The following is a 20,389-nucleotide window of genomic DNA, read 5'->3' as shown; positions in this document are numbered from 1 at the left end:
GAAGTGAAAAGCGTCATCGCCGATGGTAGTGTGGGGGATCCCATGTGAGAGTAGGTCGTCGTCAAGCTTATAATTAAGAGAAGCCCCATCCTGCTACGCAGGGTGGGGTTTTTTCGTTCCAGAACATTCTAGAGGTTCTTTTAATCAAGACAGGCACACATAAAAGATAACGAATACAGTGGGTTAAGTTTTTTATCGATACCCATTGCGTCAGATGCGCAGGGTCAGACCCCTTAAGCAATCGCAGAGCCTCCAACCAACCACAACACTTGCCGTTTAAGGGCTCTGACCATAGTCGTACTGCTTCAGTAGAGCGGCCGTTTCTTGTTCTTCCATTTGCTTGCGCCTGTCTCGTTCCTCGACGCGTCAGCGCAGATGAAAAACAAGAACCTCTGACCCTAGTCGTAACCGGCAAACTAGCTAACGCCAAATTGTTTAAAGGGATCTGACCCCTTTTAGCTAAAACAAGAACCTCTCACACTGCCCCTAGTCGTAACCAGCAAACTAGCTGGGCTTTGAAATAGCTCTCCCCCCTGCCAAGGGGGAGTTAGAGGGGGTTGTTTCTTGTTCTTTCGCTTACTTATCAACGCTTTCCGATAATGTATATCGCGTGAATAATTCCCGGAATATAGCCTAGTAACGTCAATAAGATATTGAGCCAAAATGCCCCACCGATACCTACTTGTAAAAATACTCCTAAAGGTGGCAGTAGAATGGCGAAGACGATTCTAATCAGATCCATGTTGCTACTCCTTCAATTATGCAATTAGTCGTTTGTTATACTAACGTTAAAAATGCTTAGAGTTCAAACTAACGATGACAAGTTATCAGTCTTCCATCGAGTTAATAGCTAACTTCATCTTTATCCACAATGCTTTGTAGCCTAGTGGCTTGTTAATAACTTTGCTAGTTATGCACTGATATTGTTTGTTTTAGATTGCTGCATTACGGTTGATTTAAACCATTATAAAGACGGGAATGAGGTGTGTAATAAAGTGGTTATCTCGTGACTTTCTTATGCGAACGTAAGGTTTTATTTCGTATTATCACAATTAATGTATTAAATATTTACCATACCCGAACACACGCCCAGTAGGGAATTCGCTACTATAGGCGTTAATGTTAAATGGATAGAGTCAGCTTATGAATCTTCATTGTTTTTCAGAGCCTGTGAAGGGTTCTCACTTGGTCGGGACACAATCCCGAAAAACGAAAACTGCGAATCGCCTGCAGCGTTTAGCCAGTCGTTCGTTATTGACTGTTGGTGTGTTGTTCAGTGTGACGGCTTGTGCCGCGCAGCCTTCTGAGCCAGCGGAGCCAAAAGCCGGCGAAGCGTTTAACTATGCTTGGTTGAAAGGCTATGCGAGACAGTTAGCAACTCAACCTTATCAAAGTCATAAAGGTGAGTTGCCTAAAAGCCTAAAAAGTTTGGATTGGGATGACTATCAACAGATTCATTTCAATAAAGAAAAAGCCTTGTGGACGAAAGATGACACAGAGTTTCGCACTGAATTGTTTCATCTCGGCCTAGGTTTTGACACGCCAATCCATATGAATGAACTTGAAAATGGAAAGTCGACGCCTATTCCTTATTCGTCCTCTATGTTTGAGTATGGTCAGTCTAAAGTGAATGGTAAAAAGCTGCCTAAAGATCTTGGTTTCGCGGGTTTTAGAATGCAGTTTGCGACGGACTGGCAGCGTGACGTGGTTGCCTTTTTGGGGGCGAGCTATTTCCGTGCGGTAGGCAGTGAGATGCAGTATGGCCTTTCTGCGCGTGGATTAGCCGTTGATACTGCGCTTCCTCACCCTGAAGAATTCCCAACCTTTACCAATTTCTGGCTAGAGAAACCAAAGCCTGGTTCCGATGTGGTGACTGTTTATGCACTAATGGACTCGCCTAGTGTGTCAGGGGCTTATCGTTTTGATATGTCGCCAGGCGAACCGTTTAAAATGAAAGTTGATGCGGCTATTTACCCTAGAAAAGCGATTGAGCGCTTAGGTGTCGCGCCAATGACCAGTATGTTTATGATAGGTGAAAATGACCGTCGAACAGGCTATGACTGGCGTCCAGAGATTCATGATTCCGATGGTCTGGCCATGCAGACGGGTAACGGTGAGTGGATTTGGCGTCCTTTGGGCAACCCTAAGAACTTAAGGTTTAATGCTTACAGTGATGAGAATCCTAAAGGGTTTGGTTTGTTGCAGCGTGATCGAAACTTTGACCATTATCAAGACGATGGGGTTTTCTATGAGAAGCGCCCAAGCTTGTGGATTGAGCCTATTGGCAAATGGGGTAAGGGTTCTGTTCAGTTGGTAGAAATTCCGACCTTGGATGAAACGTTTGATAATATTGTGGCCTTCTGGAATCCGGCGAAACCGATTAAGCCAGGTCAAGAATTGCTGTATAGCTACAATATGTATTGGGGAAGTCACTCGCCGGTTCACTCACCCCGTGCTCGAGTCGTGGATACGTTCACTGGTATTGGTGGTGTGATTGGTAAAAAACGTCATTATTACAGTAAGCGTTTTGTGGTTGATTTTGCCGGCGGATCTTTGGCTATGTTAGGCAAAGACACAAAAGTAAAAGCGATAATTACGACATCGAAAGGTAAGGTGGAAATCGAATCTGCTCGTCCCTTGCATTCTATTGATGGTTACCGTGTGATGTTTGATTTGGTACCGCCTGATGCGACGTCGAATCCGATTAACATGCGAGTGTACTTGGAAGCGAATGGGCAGCCTTTATCGGAAACGTGGCAGTATCAATGGAATCCGCCAGCAGCGAAAGACAGAGCCTTGCATAATGCCGGTCATTTGAAATAACAGTGAGAGACAATTCTTTTATTGTAAGAGCGTCAGTTTAACCACTGACGCTTTTTTTTTGTTTTGGGGTTGGGAGCAGTGAGGCAGTAGAGCATTGGTGTGAGTTGCCGGCCTTGTGCAGTGTAGGCGGTGAATCTCTGTTGCAGTTCCAGAGGGAGTTGCTCTGCTGTGATCACGCTAAAGCCATTATTCTGATAGAAAGTCGCCAGGTGAGAAAAAGCAAAGCAGTAACAAGGTTTTTCAATTAAGGCGTCGTGTATGCCGCTCAGTAAATGGCTTCCGATTCCTTTTCCTCGCAGCGCCGGCTTGGTTACCATGGCGGTTAATAACTGATAATTTGGAAACTGTTTAAGGCGCACCGCTGCAATAATGGCTGCTTGTTCTTTTAGGACCCAAATTGGATCGGCTTTGTTGGGTTTTCCGCTCGGATAATACTGTTGGTAAAACTTCTTTACGAGTAAGAACCAAAGAGCGGGAACGCGTTCTACGGTCAGTGCTTGAGTCTGCATCGAAGGGTTTTTTATTCAGGCTAGAGAAGAAAGAATAATAGCATAGAGTTTTCTCTCTGGGACTTTGGTAGGATCATAGTATTTAACGACTTTAATAAGGATGAATCATGCGACAACAAATTGTATTTTGGTGTCTGTGTGTGATGATGTTTCCCGTATGGGCCGCAGATGGCAAGGATGTTTTTTTATCAAAATCTGGTGAAGACTTTTCGACCTATGAATCACGCGCTAGACTATTTTTGAGCGCTCATAAAGAATGGATTAACCCTCAAAACTCGGCCAATGAGCTCGCTGCCGTGATGCCGTTTGAGCTACGGCCCGATCCTCAACAGTGTGGCACAGCTTCGACAATAGGTGTGTTGCTGTCTCATGGCCTTTCTGATTCTCCTTTTTCTATGCGCGACGCTGCGCTTGCTTTGCAAAAAGCCTGTTATCAAGTACGGGTTATTTTATTGCCAGGACATGGCACGCGCTCTGCGGATTTACTTCAAGTAAATGAAGATGATTGGCGCACAGCCTTTCGGGATGCGGCAGACACCTTTCAAAAAGAAGTGGATGTATTCTATGTTGGCGGGTTTTCGACTGGCGGTGCTCTGGCGGCAGAATACGCTTGGCTGCATCCAGATGCGGTTTCCGGTGTGTTGCTGTTTTCGCCTTTATTTAAAATCAACAGCGGCATTGATTGGTTCTCACCCTTACTTTCTTACTTTAAAGATTGGTTAGATAATTACCCAACGGATGATTTTGCCAAATACGCTTCTATTCCTGTGCCTGCCATTGCTTCCGCGTACCGTTTAGCGAAAGAAGCGCGTAATACTTTGCAAGATAACCCACAACCCATTCCTGTGTTTATGGCGCTGTCTGAAGATGATCAAACAGTGGACGCATCGGTGAGTGAGTCTGTGTTCCATGAGGCCATGATTAGCCCGAAAAGTCAGATGTTGCTCTATAGCCGACTGCAAAGTAATGCCAATACAGATCGAGTGAGGATCTATAATACGAATTGGCCAGAGCAACGTATTCTGGGGTTGTCTCATATGTCGATTCACGGTGATCCCAATAATCCCTACTACGGGGCAAACGGCTCCTACCGGATTTGTGGTTGGTATCTTGATGAGACGGTAAAATATCAGGCGTGTCGTAGTGATACGAATAATTGGTTTGGTGAAAAGTCAGCGGCGTTGTCGGAAAAAAGTGACCATGCCGGACGTATCTCATGGAATCCTCTTTTTGAGTCCTTGATGAAGCAGGTGTCTAACTTTATTCAGGCGACGGCTTATTTAGAGTAGAAAGATCAGACAAATAAGAGGCGATACCTATGAGGGCAAATAATCCACTCGATTTAGACGTGCTGACCTTGAGCCAAGAGCAAGTAAAGGATTATCACGAAAACGGCTTTCTAGTGATTGAGTCAGCGGTCTCTGGGGTTGTCTGTGAGGCGCTAAAAAAGAGAATGTCGCAGTTGATGATGGAATTTGACCCGAATTCTGTGCGTTCTATTTTTACTACGAATGAACAAACTCGGCATACTGATCAGTACTTTATGGCGTCGGCAAACAAAATTTCCTACTTCTTTGAAGAAGACGCATTTGATGCCCTGGGCGAACTTAAACAAGCACTGCCACTATCGATTAACAAGGTAGGGCATGGGCTGCATACGCAGGATGATCTGTTCAAAGCCTTCTCCTTATCTTCCGTCTGGAAAGGGCTGCTTGAACAGTTGGGCATGGTAGAGCCGAGAGCGGCGCAATCTATGTATATCTTTAAGCAGCCAGGCATTGGTGGAGAAGTTAATTGTCATCAAGACAGTACCTTTCTCTATACTACGCCTATGAGTGTGGTGGGATTGTGGTTTGCTCTTGAGGATGCAACGCTTGAAAATGGGTGTTTGTGGGGGATTCCTGGTGGGCACAGACAAGGCCTGTTAACGCGTTTTGAACGTGTTTCTCCTGCCGCTACAGAGACCACAATGGTGACGCTGAAAGAGCACATTTGGCAGCCTGATGAATTGGTTGCCATGCCGGTGCCAAAAGGGTCATTGGTTATTTTAAATGGTGAGTTTCCTCACCTTAGTTACGCAAACCGCTCGGATACATCTCGTCATGCTTATGCGCTTCATGCGGTAGATCAGCAGTGCGATTATCCCGCAGAAAATTGGTTGCAGCTTGAAAAAGGGCAAGAGTTTGCTGCGTTTTTCAGCGCCGATGCCAGTACGATTGGAGTATAAATAAATGCAAAGAGTATTATCTCTTTTAAGTGACAGTAAGTTTCATTCTGGTGAAGAGCTTGGTGAAGCTATTGGTGTGACGCGAGCCGCGGTGTGGAAAAAATTAAAAAAATTAGAAAGCATTGGGGTGACAGTACACTCAGTGAAAGGTCGCGGCTACCGTCTGCCAGAACCATTAGAGCTGCTATCAGAACCTGCGTTAGAAGCGGCAGGGATAAATACGGATGTGGTACGCAAGATTCTGTTTGAAACAGAGTCGACCAACAGTGACGTGAAGCAACATATTACCGAGGGTGGGGCATTACCTGTTCTAGTGACTGCTGAGCGACAACTTAACGGCAGAGGGCGTCGTGGTCGCCAATGGGCATCCGGCGTTGCTAAGAACGTTACAATGTCGTTTGCTTGGCGTTTTGAAGGTGGCCCTAGTGTTGTGGAAGGGTTGAGCCTTGCAGTGGGTGTCGCAGTAGCGCGAACCATTAAAAAGCTTGGCATCCCGAACCCTGGCTTAAAATGGCCAAATGATGTGCAAATTGATGGTCAAAAAGTGTGTGGCATTCTACTGGAAATGGTCGTTGATGAAGATGTTTGCAATGTCATTATTGGTATTGGCCTAAATGTAGAAATGACGCAAGAAGTAATGGTTGATGTTGATCAGCCATGGACGGATCTGGCATCTCGCCTGGGTCGTACGCCAAGTCGTAACCAAATTCTTGCAGACCTAACCAATGAGTTGGTCGCTGTGTGTGAGTGTTTTGAAAAAGGTCATGGCATGAAGCATTATCAGGCCGTTTGGCAGGCTCACGATGTCCTATTTAATCAGCCAATTACGGTCAGTTCTATTTCCCAACAGAGAATGGGTATTGCTCGTGGTATCGATGAAAGCGGTGCGCTGTTGGTAGAAGAAGATGGGGTGTTGGTCGCATTGCATGGGGGAGAGGTGAGTGTCCGTCGTCGCTAAAGTATTGATCGTTGATGTGGGTAATACCAGTATCAAATACACGGCGTTTGATGCTGATAACATTCTTTGGCAAGTGCGTGATGAGAATATTGCCAAGCAAACAGGCTTTGTGCCAGACGCGGTTTATTTTGCCAGCGTGCGTTCGTCAGAAGACGGTGAAGCGTTACAACAGCAACTGAAGGCGTCTTACCCTAATGCTCATTGGGTTGAGCTTAGTAGCGTCGCTGAAGCTTGTGGTGTGCGTAATGCCTATCAAGAGCCGCATCGGTTGGGTGTAGATCGTTGGTTAACTGTGATAGCGAGTTACCATTTGTTTGGTGGTGATGTGGTTGTGGTGGACGCTGGTACCGCGATAAAAGTCGATATGGTAAACAAAGCCGGACAACATTTAGGTGGTTACATTACGCCTGGGTTAGCAATGATGGAGGCGTCGTTATTGTCTAAAACGGCGCGTATCCGCTATACGCCAGAGGAAAAAGTCATGACAGACGGCTTACCGAATTCTACCGCTAGAGCGGTTGCACAAGGGTGTCATGAAATGGCTCTGGGCTTTCTTGAGCGTATCTACAAAGACTATCAACACTTTACTTGGGTGGTAACGGGGGGCGATGCTAAATCGCTCTTAGATGCGCTGGGTATTGATGCCAGCCAAGAGCAACACCTGGTGGCAAAGGGAGCAAAATTCGTGGGCGATGATTGTTTGAGGGCGCAAATGTGAAGTGGCTTTTTTATCTATTTGTGTTGGCGAACGCGGCTTTTCTGAGTTGGAATAGCTTTGTTCAGGATAACGCTGCACAGCCCAAACAAGCGGTGTACGCGCCGCCGGTGAGTGAAAGCATTCGTTTGTTGTCTGAGCCGCCTAGCGAGGAGGACAAGGTCAAAGAGAAAACGCAAACCGAACAAATGGAAGAGGCACTTAATCAAGCGGTTGCAGCCTCCACTGTGGCCCAAGGCGCTACTGATGGCGTCTTCTGTCCGCGTATTGAAACCGAGAAAAGTGGCGATGAAGCGCAAATAGTCAAAACGTTAAAAGCGTTCGGCTGGGCCTACAAAGAAGGGGAGACGCTAGGTAAGCGTCCTAAATTCTGGCTGTACATTGATGCGCCTGCAACCAAGCAGCGCGCCACCGAAATAGTGAAAGATTTGGCAAGCAAATCCATCGATAGTTTTATTATTACTCGAGAAGAGATGAAAAATCGTATTTCTTTAGGTTTGTATTCCGAAAAAGGTCGGGCGGAACAGGCGCGAGAAAGGATACAAACCTTGTCGGGTTATACGGTGAATGTCTACGATCATATGCGTACCGTTTCCTTGCATCAGATCACCATTGAGCAGTCTATCAATGAAGAAGACTGGAATGCTTTTCTAGCTCAGTTCGATTTAACCAAGATGATGATAAAGTTAGAAAAAAATCCTTGTTAGTGCTTGCAATTAGAAACGTGATTCATATAATGGCTCCCACCTTTTGGGGTGTTACGCAAGTAGCGATGAGTCGTGGAGGGGTTCCCGAGTGGCCAAAGGGAGCAGATTGTAAATCTGCCACGAAAGTTTCGGTGGTTCGAATCCACCTCCCTCCACCATTTGCGGGTATGGTATAGTGGCTATTACCTCAGCCTTCCAAGCTGAAGAGGCGGGTTCGATTCCCGCTACCCGCTCCAAGCTCATGTAGCTCAGTTGGTAGAGCACACCCTTGGTAAGGGTGAGGTCGGCAGTTCAAATCTGCTCATGAGCTCCAGCATTTTCAATGCAAAGATAGGTGGTTGATCCGCCTTTTTTATTGTCTGTTTTTTGGGCGAATACCCTTGCTAGTTTTTGCAAAGACGGGTATCATCCTCCGCCCATACGATTGTAGGCCAATAGTTCAATTGGTAGAGCACCGGTTTCCAAAACCGGCTGTTGGGGGTTCGAGTCCCTCTTGGCCTGCCATTTTTCGTATCCTATTTCTTAGTTAGGGATTACCTGAAAGTATGAGATCGAGTACTGAAGCTCAAGCGTCTCGCGGAGACGTATTTAAGTGGGCGATTGTTATTTTACTGGTTGCGGTTGGCGTTGTCGGTAATAACTATTTTTCTGCTGAGTCACTATTGTATCGCTTGATCGCTATTCTGGTTTTGGCTGGTGTTGCTGGTTTTGTTGCGTTGCAGACTGCGAAAGGTAAAGCGTTCTTTACATTGGCTAAAGAAGCGAAAACCGAAATTCGTAGGGTTGTATGGCCAACAAGGCAGGAAACAGTACAGACTACCTTAATCGTGTTAGCGGTTGTTATTTTTATGTCTCTCGTACTATGGGGGGTAGATTCGCTCCTTGGTTGGATCGTTTCTTCGGTAATAGGTTAGGAGTTGCTCGTGACGAAACGATGGTATGTAGTACAAGCGTACTCAGGGTACGAAAAGCACGTGATGCGCTCGTTGAACGAACGTGTGCAGATCATGGGGCAAGAAGATAATTTTGGTGACATCTTGGTTCCAACCGAAGAAGTGGTTGAAATTCGAGATGGTAAAAAGCGCAAGAGTGAGAGAAAATTCTATCCAGGCTATGTGTTAGTCCAAATGGATATGAATGATGACTCTTGGCACTTGGTTAAGGGCACGTCGCGTGTATTAGGCTTTATTGGCGGTACAGCGGACAAACCTTCTCCAATCACAGAGCGCGAAGCGAATGCTATTCTGCAACGCGTAAATGATGGCGTTGACAAGCCTCGTCCTAAGACTTTGTTTGAAGTTGGGGAAGTGGTTCGTGTTAACGAAGGTCCATTTGCAGACTTTAACGGTGTCGTTGAAGAAGTGGACTACGATAAAAGCCGAATCAAGGTGGCTGTGCTTATTTTTGGGCGCTCTACACCAGTTGATTTGGAATTTAGTCAGGTTGAAAAAGCCTGATTTTGTTGAACGGGTAGCCTTCGGGCAGTGACCCATCTGGAGTTATACAATGGCTAAGAAAGTCCAAGCTTATATCAAGCTTCAAGTTAAAGCGGGTCAAGCGAACCCAAGTCCACCAGTTGGTCCAGCACTTGGTCAACACGGTGTGAACATCATGGAATTCTGTAAAGCGTTTAATGCCAAAACACAAGGCGTTGAACCTGGTCTTCCAACACCAGTTATCATCACTGTATACAGTGACCGTAGCTTCACATTTGAAACAAAATCTACTCCAGCTTCTGTTCTTCTTAAGAAAGCAGCAGGCCTTAAGAGTGGTTCACCACGTCCAAACACTCAAAAAGTAGGTACGGTTACTCGTGCTCAACTTGAAGAGATTGTTGTTGCTAAGCAGGCTGATTTGACTGCAGCAGATATGGATGCAGCGGTTCGTACAATCGCTGGTAGCGCTCGCGCTATGGGTCTAGACGTTGAAGGTGTGATCTAATGGCTAAGCTAACTAAACGCGCTCGTTTGATCGCAGAAAAAGTAGAAGCAACTAAGTTGTACTCTGTTGAAGAGGCTGTTGCTCTTTTGTCTGAGCTTTCTACTGTTAAGTTCAAAGAATCTATCGACGTATCTGTAAACCTAGGCGTTGACCCACGTAAATCTGATCAGGTTGTTCGTGGTTCTACTGTATTGCCTCACGGTACAGGTAAAGATGTTCGTGTTGCTGTATTTGCTCAAGGCGCTAACGCCGAAGCAGCAACAGCAGCAGGCGCTGACGTTGTAGGTTTTGAAGACTTAGCTGAACAAGTTAAAGCCGGCAACCTAGATTTTGACGTTGTAATTGCTTCTCCAGACGCAATGCGCATCGTTGGTCAACTTGGTCAGATCTTAGGCCCACGTGGTCTAATGCCTAACCCTAAAGTTGGCACAGTAACACCAGACGTTGCAACTGCAGTTAAGAATGCAAAAGCAGGTCAGGCTCGTTACCGTACAGATAAAAACGGCATCATTCACGCTGGCATCGGTTCTATCGACTTTGCTGCTGAATCTGTCCGAGGCAACTTGGAAGCGCTACTTACCGACCTACGTCGTGCTAAGCCTGCGTCTTCTAAAGGTGTTTTCATGAAAAAAGTAGTCTTGTCTTCTACAATGGGACCTGGCTTACAAATTGATTTAGGTGCTCTTACTTCTACGAAGTAAGCATTTAAGTCATGCGCTTTGGGGTCTGCCTTCATTAATATGTTGTGCAGGCCGTCAAAGACCGCAGGAACCTTAGGGTTTAATAACAACGTTGAAAAATGTTTGTCCTGCGCAGATGGTGTGGCCCGATTCAGATTTACTGGATCTAACTCACCAGCAAGTACTTCGAGCAATCGAAGAGTTGGTAAAAAATAGGGGAGTTATCTCCCTGCTAATCCAGGAGAAAACCAGTGGCATTAGGTCTAGAAGACAAAAAAGCCATTGTCGCCGAAGTTAGCGAAGCTGCTAAAACTGCATTGTCTGCAGTAGTTGCTGATTCTCGCGGTGTTACCGTGAGCAATATGACAGCACTACGTAAAGAAGCGCGTGAAGCAGGTGTTTATGTACGTGTAGTACGTAACACTTTGGCTCGCCGTGCAGTTGAAGGCACTGACTTCGAATGTCTAGCTGAGAGCTTTGTTGGTCCTACGTTGATCGCTTTCTCTAACGAACACCCAGGTGCGGCTGCTCGTTTGTTGAAAACGTTCGCGAAAGCGAATGACAAGTTTGAAGTAAAGGCGTTGGCGTTCAACGGTGAGTTGATCCCAGCTGGCGACATTGATCGATTGGCAACACTGCCTACTTACGACGAAGCTATTGCGAAACTGATGAGTGTTATTCAGGGCGCAACAAGCAAGTTTGTACGTACTCTTGCAGCGGTTCGCGATCAAAAAGAGCAAGAAGCAGCGTAATACGGTTTACCGTAACCCTTCTTGATAAATATTTTGTTTTATCGCCTACGGGTGATTTTAAAAGAATGCTAGGAATCTGAGTCATGGCTCTAACTAAAGAAGATATCATCAATGCAGTAGCAGAAATGTCTGTGATGGACGTTGTTGAACTAATTTCAGCAATGGAAGAAAAATTCGGCGTATCTGCAGCTGCTGCTGTAGCTGCTGGCCCAGCTGCTGATGCTGGCGCTGCTGCTGAAGCACAAACTGAATTTGACGTTATCCTTACCGCTGCTGGCGATAAGAAAGTTAACGTAATCAAAGCAGTTCGTGCAGCAACTGGTCTTGGCTTGAAAGAAGCTAAAGCTGTTGTTGACGGCGCTCCTGCTGCTGTTAAAGAAGGCGTTTCTAAAGAAGATGCTGACGCACTTAAAGCGGCTCTTGAAGAAGCTGGTGCATCTGTCGAAATCAAGTAATGATACTTGTATTTCCAGATTTCGACCTATAAGTCGAAATGGCTGGTGACATTTTGTCACCGGCCTTTTTGGGTTTCTAGAAACTCAAATAAAACATAAAAGAATTTTCAAGTGGGAGATAACGCTCCCATATATGGTAAGGCCTGATTTGGGCCTTTTGCGTCAATGTGCACAAGCTGGGGAATGCTGATGGCTTACTCATATACTGAGAAAAAACGTATCCGTAAGGATTTCGGTAAACTGCCGCCCGTTTTGGATGTGCCATACTTGCTGGCAATACAGCTTGAGTCCTACCGTAATTTTCTGCAAGAAGGCAAAAGCCTTGCAGAGCGTGGGGAATTAGGTCTGCATGGGGCCTTTAAATCTGTCTTTCCAATGGTCAGCTTTTCCGGCAATGCGGCGCTAGAATACGTCGATTACCGTTTAGGCAAACCTGTGTTTGATGTGAAAGAGTGTCAGTTGCGTGGTATTACTTACGCGGCACCTCTACGCGTTCGAGTTCGACTCATCATCTACGATAAAGAGTCCTCTAACAAGGCCATCAAAGACATCCGCGAGCAAGAAGTCTACATGGGTGAAATTCCACTCATGACAGAAAATGGTACGTTTGTAATTAACGGTACAGAGCGTGTTATCGTTTCTCAATTACACCGTTCACCTGGTGTGTTTTTTGACCACGACCGTGGTAAAACTCACTCATCAGGCAAACTACTACATTCTGCTCGTGTAATTCCTTATCGTGGTTCTTGGTTGGACTTCGAGTTTGATCCAAAAGACTGCGTATTCGTTCGTATTGACCGTCGTCGTAAGCTACCAGTAACTATCTTACTGCGTGCTTTAGGTTATGGAACGGAACAAATTCTTGAAACTTTCTTCGAAACAACTCGCTTCTTCTTAACCCGTGACGGTTTTGAAATGGAGTTGGTGGCGAATCGTCTTCGTGGCGAAACGGCATTGTTTGATATCGCTGATGCTAACGGCGAAATCATTGTTGAAGAAAGTCGTCGTATTACGGCTAAGCACATTCGCGTTATGGAGAAAGCGGGTCTTGAGCGCTTATCTGTTCCGCTAGAGTACATGCTTGGTAAAGTCACGGCGAAAAACTTGGTTCACCCTGCTACGGGTGAATTGATTGCAGAAGCAAACACAGAGCTTTCTGTAGAATTGCTAGAAGTACTAGTGTCTGCAGGTATCTCAGAAATCGATACCTTGTACACAAATGACTTGGACAACGGTCCATTCATTTCTGACACGCTTCGTATTGATCCAACAAACAACCAGCTGGAAGCATTGGTAGAAATCTACCGTATGATGCGTCCTGGCGAGCCACCAACCAAAGAATCAGCAGAAGGCTTGTTCCAAGGTTTGTTCTTCTCTGAAGACCGCTATGACTTGTCTGGCGTTGGTCGTATGAAATTCAACCGCCGTCTAGGCCGTGACGAAGACACTGGTCTTGGTATTTTGGATAACGACGATATCGTCGCTGTTCTTAAGACCTTGCTAGATATCCGTAACGGTAATGGCATGGTTGATGACATCGATCACTTGGGTAACCGTCGTGTTCGTTCTGTTGGTGAAATGGCTGAAAACCAATTCCGTGTTGGTTTGGTTCGTGTTGAGCGTGCTGTTAAAGAGCGTCTGTCTATGGCAGAAGCAGATGGCCTTATGCCACAAGATCTTTTGAATGCGAAGCCTGTGGCTGCTGCAATCAAAGAATTCTTTGGTTCGAGCCAGCTGTCTCAATTTATGGACCAGAACAACCCGCTTTCGGAAGTCACTCACAAGCGTCGTGTTTCTGCATTAGGGCCTGGTGGTCTTACTCGTGAACGCGCAGGCTTTGAAGTACGTGACGTACACGCCACTCACTATGGTCGTGTTTGTCCTATCGAAACGCCGGAAGGACCAAACATCGGTTTGATCAACTCGTTGTCTACTTACGCGCGCACCAATAGCTACGGCTTTTTGGAAACGCCTTACCGTAAGATTGTAGACGGCAAGATGACCGATGAAACAGTCTATGTTTCTGCGATCGATGAAGCGAAATATGTTATTGCCCAAGCGTCTGCGAATGTAGATGAAGAAGGGCGTTTGGTTGATGAGTTGGTTCAGGTGCGTCATATGCACGAAACCACTTTGATTCCAAAAGAGAAAGTAAACTTGATGGATGTTTCTCCTCGTCAGGTCGTTTCTGTTGCGGCGTCATTGATTCCGTTCCTTGAGCACGATGATGCCAACCGTGCCTTGATGGGATCGAACATGCAACGTCAAGCCGTACCAACGCTTAAGGCTGATAAGCCTGTTGTTGGTACTGGTATGGAGAAGAACGTAGCAAAAGACTCAGGTGTTTGTATTGTTGCTCGCCGTGGTGGTGAGATTGAGTCTGTTGATGCAAGCCGCATCGTTGTTCGCGTGAACTCTGAAGAAACGCTAGCGGGTGAAGCCGGTGTTGATATCTACAACCTAACGAAATACGTTCGTTCTAACCAAAATACCTGTATTAACCAGCGTACTTTGGTCATGAAGGGTGAGAAAGTAGCGTCTGGCGATATCATGGCCGACGGTCCTTCTGTTGATATGGGTGATTTGGCTCTAGGCCAAAACATGCGTATTGCTTTCATGCCTTGGAACGGTTTCAACTTCGAGGACTCGATCCTTGTTTCTGAGCGTGTTGTAGAAGAAGATCGTTTTACATCGATCCACATTCAAGAGCTAACGTGTGTGGCTCGTGATACTAAGCTTGGGCCTGAAGAAATCACTTCTGACATCCCGAACGTGGGTGAAGGCGCACTTTCTAAGCTGGATCAATCCGGTATCGTTTACATCGGTGCGGAAGTTGAGCCTGGCGATATTCTTGTTGGTAAAGTGACACCTAAAGGTGAAACACAGCTGACGCCTGAAGAGAAGCTTTTGCGAGCTATCTTTGGTGAGAAAGCGTCTGACGTGAAAGACACGTCTCAGCGAGTTAAAACAGGTACACGCGGTACAGTTATCGATGTGCAAGTCTTTACTCGTGACGGTATTGAAAAAGATGAACGTGCTAAGTCCATCGAAAAATCGCAACTTGATCAAGTTCGTAAAGACTTGAATGAAGAGTTCCGCATTGTTGAAAAAGCTACGTTTGAGCGTCTTGCTGAAACCTTGGTTGGTCAACCTGCAGAAGGCGGTCCAGGATTGGCGCGTAATGCGATCATTACTGAAGAGTACTTGGCAAATCTTGATCACCCTGAGTGGTTTAAGATTCGCATCGCGAACGAAGAAGCGACTGAGCAGCTTGAAAAAGCGCAAGTGGCTTTGGTTGAGCGCCGCAAAGAACTTGATGCCAAATTCGAAGATAAGAAACGTAAGCTACAAACAGGTGATGATCTAGCACCTGGCGTTCTTAAAATCGTTAAGGTCTATGTTGCCATTAAACGTCGTATCCAGCCTGGTGATAAAATGGCCGGTCGTCACGGTAACAAGGGTGTAATCTCTAAGATCATGCCAGTTGAAGACATGCCGTACGATGAGAACGGTGATCCAGTAGACATCGTGTTGAACCCGCTTGGTGTTCCATCGCGTATGAACGTTGGTCAGGTTTTGGAAACTCACTTAGGTGCTGCTTCTAAAGGCTTGGGTCGTAAGATCAACGAAATGTTGGCAGTAGAGCGTGAAAAAGCAGAAGCGGTTGCTGAGCTACGTAGTTTCCTTGATGAAATCTACAATGGCTATGAAGGCGACTTGCGTTGTGCTCGTACGGAAGATCTAGATAGCTTCACAGACGAAGAAATTCTAACCTTGGCGCATAACCTGAAAGGTGGTGTTCCAATGGCGTCTGGTGCCTTTGATGGTGCGAAAGAAGCTGAAATCAAACGTATGTTGCGCTTGGCTGGCATTAACGAAAGTGGCCAGGTTAAGTTGTTCAACGGCCGTACTGGTGATGCTTTCGAGCGTCCTGTGACGGTTGGTTACATGTACATGCTTAAGTTGAACCACTTGGTTGACGATAAGATGCACGCACGTTCTACCGGTTCTTACAGCTTGGTTACTCAGCAGCCGCTGGGTGGTAAAGCTCAGTTCGGTGGTCAGCGTTTCGGGGAGATGGAAGTATGGGCACTAGAAGCATACGGTGCCGCTTACACGCTTCAAGAAATGCTAACTGTTAAGTCGGATGACGTGAATGGCCGTACGAAGATGTATAAAAACATCGTCGATGGCGACCATCGCATGGAACCTGGCATGCCTGAGTCCTTCAACGTGTTGGTGAAAGAGATTCGTTCTCTTGGTATCGATATCGAGCTGGAAACCGAATAAGCACGAATCACATTTGACCTGCTGGGGAGCAAGACTCCCCGGCCTTACGAGTGGGGCGAATATCCATGAAAGACTTATTAGGTCTTCTAAAATCACAGGGACAATCTGACGAGTTTGATGCAATCCGCATCGGCTTGGCATCACCAGATATGATTCGTTCATGGTCTTATGGTGAAGTAAAGAAGCCTGAGACTATTAACTACCGTACGTTCAAACCAGAACGTGACGGTCTGTTCTGTGCAAAAATCTTTGGTCCTATTAAGGACTATGAATGTTTGTGTGGTAAATACAAACGTTTGAAACACCGCGGTGTTATTTGTGAGAAGTGTGGCGTTGAAGTGGCTCTGTCTAAAGTGCGTCGTGAACGCATGGGTCACATCGAGCTTGCATCACCCGTTGCGCACATTTGGTTCTTGAAATCACTACCGTCTCGTATTGGTCTTATCCTAGATATGACACTACGTGACATTGAGCGAGTGCTGTACTTTGAATCTTTCATCGTGATCGATCCAGGTATGACAACGCTTGATAAAGGGCAGTTGCTAAACGACGAGCAGTACTTTGAAGCGCTAGAAGAATTCGGTGACGAATTTGATGCCCGTATGGGTGCCGAAGCGGTTCAGATGTTGCTACGCGATTTGGAAATGCCTGAAGAAATCAATCGCATGCGCGAAGAGCTAAACAGCACGAATTCTGAAACTCGTATTAAGAAGCTTTCTAAGCGTCTTAAACTGGTTGAAGCTTTCTATCATTCTGGAAACAACCCAGAGTGGATGGTGCTAGAAGTATTGCCCGTTCTTCCGCCAGATTTACGTCCATTGGTGCCTCTTGAAGGTGGCCGTTTTGCGACGTCTGATTTGAACGACCTTTACCGTCGTGTGATTAACCGTAACAACCGTCTAAAACGCCTGTTAGAGCTTTCTGCTCCAGACATCATCGTACGTAACGAAAAACGTATGCTGCAAGAGTCTGTTGATGCATTGCTTGATAACGGTCGTCGTGGTCGCGCGATTACTGGTTCTAACAAACGTCCTCTAAAATCTTTGGCTGATATGATCAAAGGTAAACAAGGTCGTTTCCGTCAGAACTTGCTAGGTAAGCGTGTTGACTATTCTGGTCGTTCTGTAATCACAGTAGGTCCATCACTGCGTCTACATCAGTGTGGTCTACCTAAGAAAATGGCACTTGAGCTATTCAAGCCATTCATTTTCTCTAAGCTTGAACTTCGTGGCATGGCGACGACGATCAAAGCAGCGAAGAAAATGGTTGAGCGTGAAACACCTGAAGTGTGGGATATCCTTGATGAGGTTATCCGTGAACATCCAGTGATGTTGAACCGTGCGCCAACACTTCACCGTTTGGGTATCCAAGCGTTTGAACCTATGTTGATCGAAGGTAAAGCGATTCAGTTGCACCCATTAGTGTGTGCGGCTTACAACGCCGATTTCGATGGTGACCAAATGGCGGTTCACGTTCCGTTGACGATTGAAGCGCAGCTTGAAGCTCGTGCCTTGATGATGTCTACGAACAACATCCTATCACCTGCAAACGGTGAACCAATCATCGTACCTTCTCAGGACGTTGTATTGGGTCTGTACTACATGACTCGTGAGAAAATCAATGCCAAGGGTGAAGGCATGGCGTTTTCTGACATCAAAGAAGTACACCGTGCGTATGGTGCTAAGCAAGTTGAATTGCACGCGAAAGTAAAAGTACGCATTAGCCAAGTCGATACGACATTGGATGGTGATAAAGTGCCGTCTACTTTCATTGCTGACACTACTGTTGGTCGTGCTTTGCTGTTTGATATCGTGCCTGATGGCCTACCGTTCTCTGTGGTTAACCAAACCATGAAGAAAAAGGCAATCTCGAACCTGATCAATGAGTGTTACCGTAAAGTTGGCTTGAAAGAGAGCTGTATCTTTGCTGACCAATTGATGTACACAGGTTTCGCGTACGCAACAGCCTCTGGTTCTTCTGTTGGTGTGGATGACTTTGTTATTCCACCAGAAAAAGCAGCGATCATCGCGAAAGCAGAAGCGGAAGTTAAAGAAATCGAATACCAATATGCGGATGGTCTTGTAACACAAGGCGAGAAGTACAACAAAGTAATCGATTTATGGTCTCGTACAAACGAAACCGTAACTGAAGCTATGATGAAAAACTTGGCAAAAGAGACCACGGTCAATAAAGCGGGTGAAACGGTTGAACAACAATCTTTCAACTCAGTTTATATGATGGCCGACTCCGGTGCCCGGGGTAGTGTTGCTCAGATGCGTCAGTTGGGTGGTATGCGTGGTTTGATGGCGAAACCGGATGGTTCCATCATCGAGACACCGATCACAGCGAACTTCCGTGAAGGTCTATCCGTACTTCAGTACTTTACCTCCACTCACGGTGCTCGTAAGGGTCTTGCCGATACCGCATTGAAAACAGCCAACTCTGGTTATTTGACGCGTCGTCTTGTAGACGTTGCGCAAGATTTGGTTATCACTGAAGTAGATTGTGGTTCCACAAACGGTATTTCCGTTGCAGCTATGATCGAAGGTGGTGATGTTGTTGTTCCACTAGGTCATCGTGTATTGGGTCGTGTTGTTGCTCAAGACGTGATGGACGCTAAGGGCAATGAAGTACTTCCTGCTGGTACTTTGATTGACGAGCATAACGTTCGTACTATCGAAGCGGCTGGTGTTGACGAAATGCTTATCCGCTCTGTAATCACTTGTGATACTCGTCATGGAGTATGTGCGAAGTGTTACGGTCGTGACTTGGCTCGTGGACATCAAGTAAATATCGGTGAAGCGATCGGTGTTGTGGCAGCACAATCCATCGGTGAGCCGGGTACACAGTTAACGATGCGTACCTTCCACATCGGTGGTGCGGCGTCTCGAGCTTCTGCTGTAGACAGTGTACAAGTTAAGAGCGCGGGTACAGTTCGTTTTAATAAAATGAAGAGTATCGAGCGTCACACAGGACATTTGGTTGTTGCTTCTCGTTCTTCTGAATTGGCGATTGCTGATGAAGCTGGTCGTGAGAAAGAGCGTTATAAACTTCCTTACGGTGCTGTGTTGAGTGTGCGTGAAGGGGATCAAGTAACAGCGGGTCAAATCGTTGCTAACTGGGATCCACACACACACCCAATCGTATCTGAGATGGAAGGTCGTCTTGAGTTCAGCGGTATGGAAGAGAACGTTACTATTCGTCGCCAATCTGACGAAATGACGGGTCTAACCACCATTGAAGTTATGGAAATTCGCGATCGTCCAACAGCGGGTAAAGATCTACGCCCTATGATCTCGGTGGTAGATGCGGAAGGCAATCCAGTATTGATTCCAGGAACCGATTCTCCTGTTCAGTACATGCTGCCTGAAAAAGCATTGTTGAGCCTTGATCATGGTGCAACCGTTAAATCTGGTGAAGTGTTGGCTCGTATTCCTCAGGAATCACAAGGTAACAAAGATATCACCGGTGGTTTGCCACGAGTGGCAGACCTATTCGAAGCACGTCGTCCGAAAGATCCAGCTGTTATGGCGGAAGCAACGGGTGTGGTTAGCTTCGGTAAAGAAACAAAAGGTAAGATCCGTTTGGTTGTTACGCCACAAGATGGCAGTGACCCAATTGAGACATTGATTCCTAAGTGGCGTCAAATCAACATCTTTGATGGTGAAGAAGTGGCAAAAGGCGAGATCATTGCCGACGGTCCTTTGAGCCCTCATGATATCTTGCGTCTTCAAGGTGTAGAAGCTCTGGCTGATTACATCACTAATGAAGTACAAGAAGTTTACCGCTTACAAGGCGTTGTGATTAACGATAAGCACATTGAAGTTATCGTTCGTCAGATGCTGCGTAAAGTAGATGTTGGTGAGTCTGGTGATACAGATCTTATCCAAGGTGACCAAGTTGAATTAACTCAACTTCTAGATGCAAACGAGAAAGCAGAAGCAGAAGGTAAATTTACTGCCAAGTTCGAACGTGTACTTCTAGGTATCACTAAAGCTTCTTTGGCTACTGAGTCCTTTATATCAGCAGCATCTTTCCAAGAGACAACTCGAGTCTTAACAGAAGGTGCGGTAACTGGTAAGAAAGATCACTTACGTGGCTTGAAGGAAAACGTTGTAGTAGGTCGTCTGATTCCAGCTGGTACTGGTTTGGCTTACCACAATGAGCGTAAGCGTAAAAAAGAGCTTGCGCTGGCAGCGAAGGAAGGAAGTGCCTCAATTAGTGCCTCTGATGTAGAAGAAGCACTGAGTGCAGCACTGAAAGACTAGTTAATCGCTGCTAAATCGCGAGGGAGGTGATTTTTTAGTCGCCTCCCTATTGACTGTTTTATAG

16 protein-coding genes and 4 tRNA genes are annotated in these 20,389 nt (G+C 46.1%); 18 read left to right on the top strand and 2 right to left on the bottom strand.

Going from position 1 to position 20,389, the window contains the following annotated elements; all coding sequences use genetic code 11:
* Window positions 1-583: 583 nt before the first annotated feature.
* The gene (locus E0D71_RS17130; RefSeq protein ID WP_133004520.1) at window positions 584-742 is read right to left on the bottom strand and encodes a YqaE/Pmp3 family membrane protein; all 159 of its coding nucleotides are present in this window, start codon (window positions 740-742) and stop codon (window positions 584-586) included.
* Window positions 743-1,143: 401 nt separating this feature from the next.
* Between E0D71_RS17130 and E0D71_RS17125 the strand changes: the two genes are divergently transcribed.
* A complete protein-coding gene (locus tag E0D71_RS17125; protein WP_133004519.1) occupies window positions 1,144-2,823 on the top strand; it encodes a glucan biosynthesis protein D in 1,680 nt (559 codons plus the stop codon).
* A 32-nt stretch (window positions 2,824-2,855) separates the two neighbouring features.
* Here E0D71_RS17125 and E0D71_RS17120 read toward each other — a convergent pair whose 3' ends face one another.
* The gene (locus E0D71_RS17120) at window positions 2,856-3,332 is read right to left on the bottom strand and encodes a GNAT family N-acetyltransferase (protein ID WP_133004518.1); all 477 of its coding nucleotides are present in this window, start codon (window positions 3,330-3,332) and stop codon (window positions 2,856-2,858) included.
* Between the two features lie 107 nt (window positions 3,333-3,439).
* On the opposite strand from E0D71_RS17120, the gene E0D71_RS17115 reads away from it, so the two are divergent.
* The 17 genes from E0D71_RS17115 to rpoC all read left to right on the top strand — a co-directional run bounded on the left by E0D71_RS17115 (window position 3,440) and on the right by rpoC (window position 20,325).
* Window positions 3,440-4,621 carry an alpha/beta fold hydrolase gene (locus E0D71_RS17115; protein WP_133004517.1) on the top strand — a complete coding sequence of 394 codons (1,182 nt, stop codon included), beginning with the start codon at window positions 3,440-3,442 and terminating at the stop codon, window positions 4,619-4,621.
* A gap of 29 nt (window positions 4,622-4,650) precedes the next feature.
* Complete coding sequence (locus E0D71_RS17110; protein WP_133004516.1) at window positions 4,651-5,559, top strand: phytanoyl-CoA dioxygenase family protein; 909 nt, start codon at window positions 4,651-4,653, stop codon at window positions 5,557-5,559.
* A gap of 4 nt (window positions 5,560-5,563) precedes the next feature.
* Entirely contained in the window at window positions 5,564-6,517 is a 954-nt protein-coding gene (locus tag E0D71_RS17105; RefSeq protein ID WP_133004515.1) for a biotin--[acetyl-CoA-carboxylase] ligase, read from the top strand.
* Window positions 6,501-7,235 (top strand): type III pantothenate kinase, encoded by a 735-nt coding sequence (locus tag E0D71_RS17100; protein ID WP_133004514.1) that lies wholly within the window; start codon window positions 6,501-6,503, stop codon window positions 7,233-7,235. The genes E0D71_RS17105 and E0D71_RS17100 overlap by 17 nt, the downstream gene beginning before the upstream one ends.
* On the top strand, window positions 7,232-7,939 hold the full coding sequence (locus E0D71_RS17095) for an SPOR domain-containing protein (RefSeq protein ID WP_133004513.1): 708 nt from the start codon (window positions 7,232-7,234) through the stop codon (window positions 7,937-7,939). The genes E0D71_RS17100 and E0D71_RS17095 overlap by 4 nt, the downstream gene beginning before the upstream one ends.
* Before the next feature lie 74 nt (window positions 7,940-8,013).
* A tRNA-Tyr gene (locus tag E0D71_RS17090) sits at window positions 8,014-8,097 on the top strand.
* 3 nt (window positions 8,098-8,100) lie between these two features.
* A tRNA-Gly gene (locus E0D71_RS17085) sits at window positions 8,101-8,175 on the top strand.
* Between the two features lies 1 nt (window position 8,176).
* Window positions 8,177-8,252: transfer RNA gene (locus E0D71_RS17080), tRNA-Thr, on the top strand.
* Between the two features lie 115 nt (window positions 8,253-8,367).
* Window positions 8,368-8,443: transfer RNA gene (locus E0D71_RS17075), tRNA-Trp, on the top strand.
* Window positions 8,444-8,484: 41 nt separating this feature from the next.
* Window positions 8,485-8,853, top strand: a complete 369-nt coding sequence (secE, locus tag E0D71_RS17070; protein WP_115898940.1) for a preprotein translocase subunit SecE — start codon at window positions 8,485-8,487, stop codon at window positions 8,851-8,853.
* Window positions 8,854-8,862: 9 nt separating this feature from the next.
* Window positions 8,863-9,396, top strand: a complete 534-nt coding sequence (nusG, locus tag E0D71_RS17065) for a transcription termination/antitermination protein NusG (RefSeq protein ID WP_133004512.1) — start codon at window positions 8,863-8,865, stop codon at window positions 9,394-9,396.
* Window positions 9,397-9,445: 49 nt separating this feature from the next.
* Complete coding sequence (rplK, locus tag E0D71_RS17060; protein WP_133004511.1) at window positions 9,446-9,880, top strand: 50S ribosomal protein L11; 435 nt, start codon at window positions 9,446-9,448, stop codon at window positions 9,878-9,880.
* Window positions 9,880-10,581: a 50S ribosomal protein L1 gene (rplA, locus tag E0D71_RS17055; protein ID WP_133004510.1), complete on the top strand. Its 702-nt coding sequence runs from the start codon at window positions 9,880-9,882 to the stop codon at window positions 10,579-10,581. Before rplK ends, rplA begins: the two co-directional genes overlap by 1 nt.
* Before the next feature lie 230 nt (window positions 10,582-10,811).
* Window positions 10,812-11,312, top strand: coding sequence for a 50S ribosomal protein L10 (gene rplJ, locus E0D71_RS17050; protein WP_133004509.1), 501 nt, complete (start codon window positions 10,812-10,814; stop codon window positions 11,310-11,312).
* A gap of 83 nt (window positions 11,313-11,395) precedes the next feature.
* Entirely contained in the window at window positions 11,396-11,767 is a 372-nt protein-coding gene (gene rplL / locus E0D71_RS17045) for a 50S ribosomal protein L7/L12 (protein WP_133004508.1), read from the top strand.
* Window positions 11,768-11,956: 189 nt separating this feature from the next.
* Window positions 11,957-16,057: a DNA-directed RNA polymerase subunit beta gene (gene rpoB / locus E0D71_RS17040; RefSeq protein ID WP_133004507.1), complete on the top strand. Its 4,101-nt coding sequence runs from the start codon at window positions 11,957-11,959 to the stop codon at window positions 16,055-16,057.
* A gap of 65 nt (window positions 16,058-16,122) precedes the next feature.
* Complete coding sequence (gene rpoC / locus E0D71_RS17035) at window positions 16,123-20,325, top strand: DNA-directed RNA polymerase subunit beta' (protein WP_133004506.1); 4,203 nt, start codon at window positions 16,123-16,125, stop codon at window positions 20,323-20,325.
* Window positions 20,326-20,389 lie beyond the last annotated feature (64 nt).

The organism is Marinomonas sp. KMM3893, from assembly GCF_004352855.1.
Taxonomy (GTDB): domain Bacteria; phylum Pseudomonadota; class Gammaproteobacteria; order Pseudomonadales; family Marinomonadaceae; genus Marinomonas; species Marinomonas arenicola.
This window is presented reverse-complemented; position numbering and strand designations above follow the sequence as displayed.

What these genes read in the sequence shown, in the direction of transcription:
- E0D71_RS17130 (WP_133004520.1), bottom strand. Translation starts at nt 742, where the DNA reads ATGGATCTGATTAGAATCGTCTTCGCCATTCTACTGCCACCTTTAGGA.
- E0D71_RS17125 (WP_133004519.1), top strand. Translation starts at nt 1,144, where the DNA reads ATGAATCTTCATTGTTTTTCAGAGCCTGTGAAGGGTTCTCACTTGGTC.
- E0D71_RS17115 (WP_133004517.1), top strand. Translation starts at nt 3,440, where the DNA reads ATGCGACAACAAATTGTATTTTGGTGTCTGTGTGTGATGATGTTTCCC.
- secE (WP_115898940.1), top strand. Translation starts at nt 8,485, where the DNA reads ATGAGATCGAGTACTGAAGCTCAAGCGTCTCGCGGAGACGTATTTAAG.
- E0D71_RS17110 (WP_133004516.1), top strand. Translation starts at nt 4,651, where the DNA reads ATGAGGGCAAATAATCCACTCGATTTAGACGTGCTGACCTTGAGCCAA.
- rplA (WP_133004510.1), top strand. Translation starts at nt 9,880, where the DNA reads ATGGCTAAGCTAACTAAACGCGCTCGTTTGATCGCAGAAAAAGTAGAA.
- rpoB (WP_133004507.1), top strand. Translation starts at nt 11,957, where the DNA reads ATGGCTTACTCATATACTGAGAAAAAACGTATCCGTAAGGATTTCGGT.
- rplL (WP_133004508.1), top strand. Translation starts at nt 11,396, where the DNA reads ATGGCTCTAACTAAAGAAGATATCATCAATGCAGTAGCAGAAATGTCT.
- rplK (WP_133004511.1), top strand. Translation starts at nt 9,446, where the DNA reads ATGGCTAAGAAAGTCCAAGCTTATATCAAGCTTCAAGTTAAAGCGGGT.
- E0D71_RS17105 (WP_133004515.1), top strand. Translation starts at nt 5,564, where the DNA reads ATGCAAAGAGTATTATCTCTTTTAAGTGACAGTAAGTTTCATTCTGGT.
- E0D71_RS17120 (WP_133004518.1), bottom strand. Translation starts at nt 3,332, where the DNA reads ATGCAGACTCAAGCACTGACCGTAGAACGCGTTCCCGCTCTTTGGTTC.
- rpoC (WP_133004506.1), top strand. Translation starts at nt 16,123, where the DNA reads ATGAAAGACTTATTAGGTCTTCTAAAATCACAGGGACAATCTGACGAG.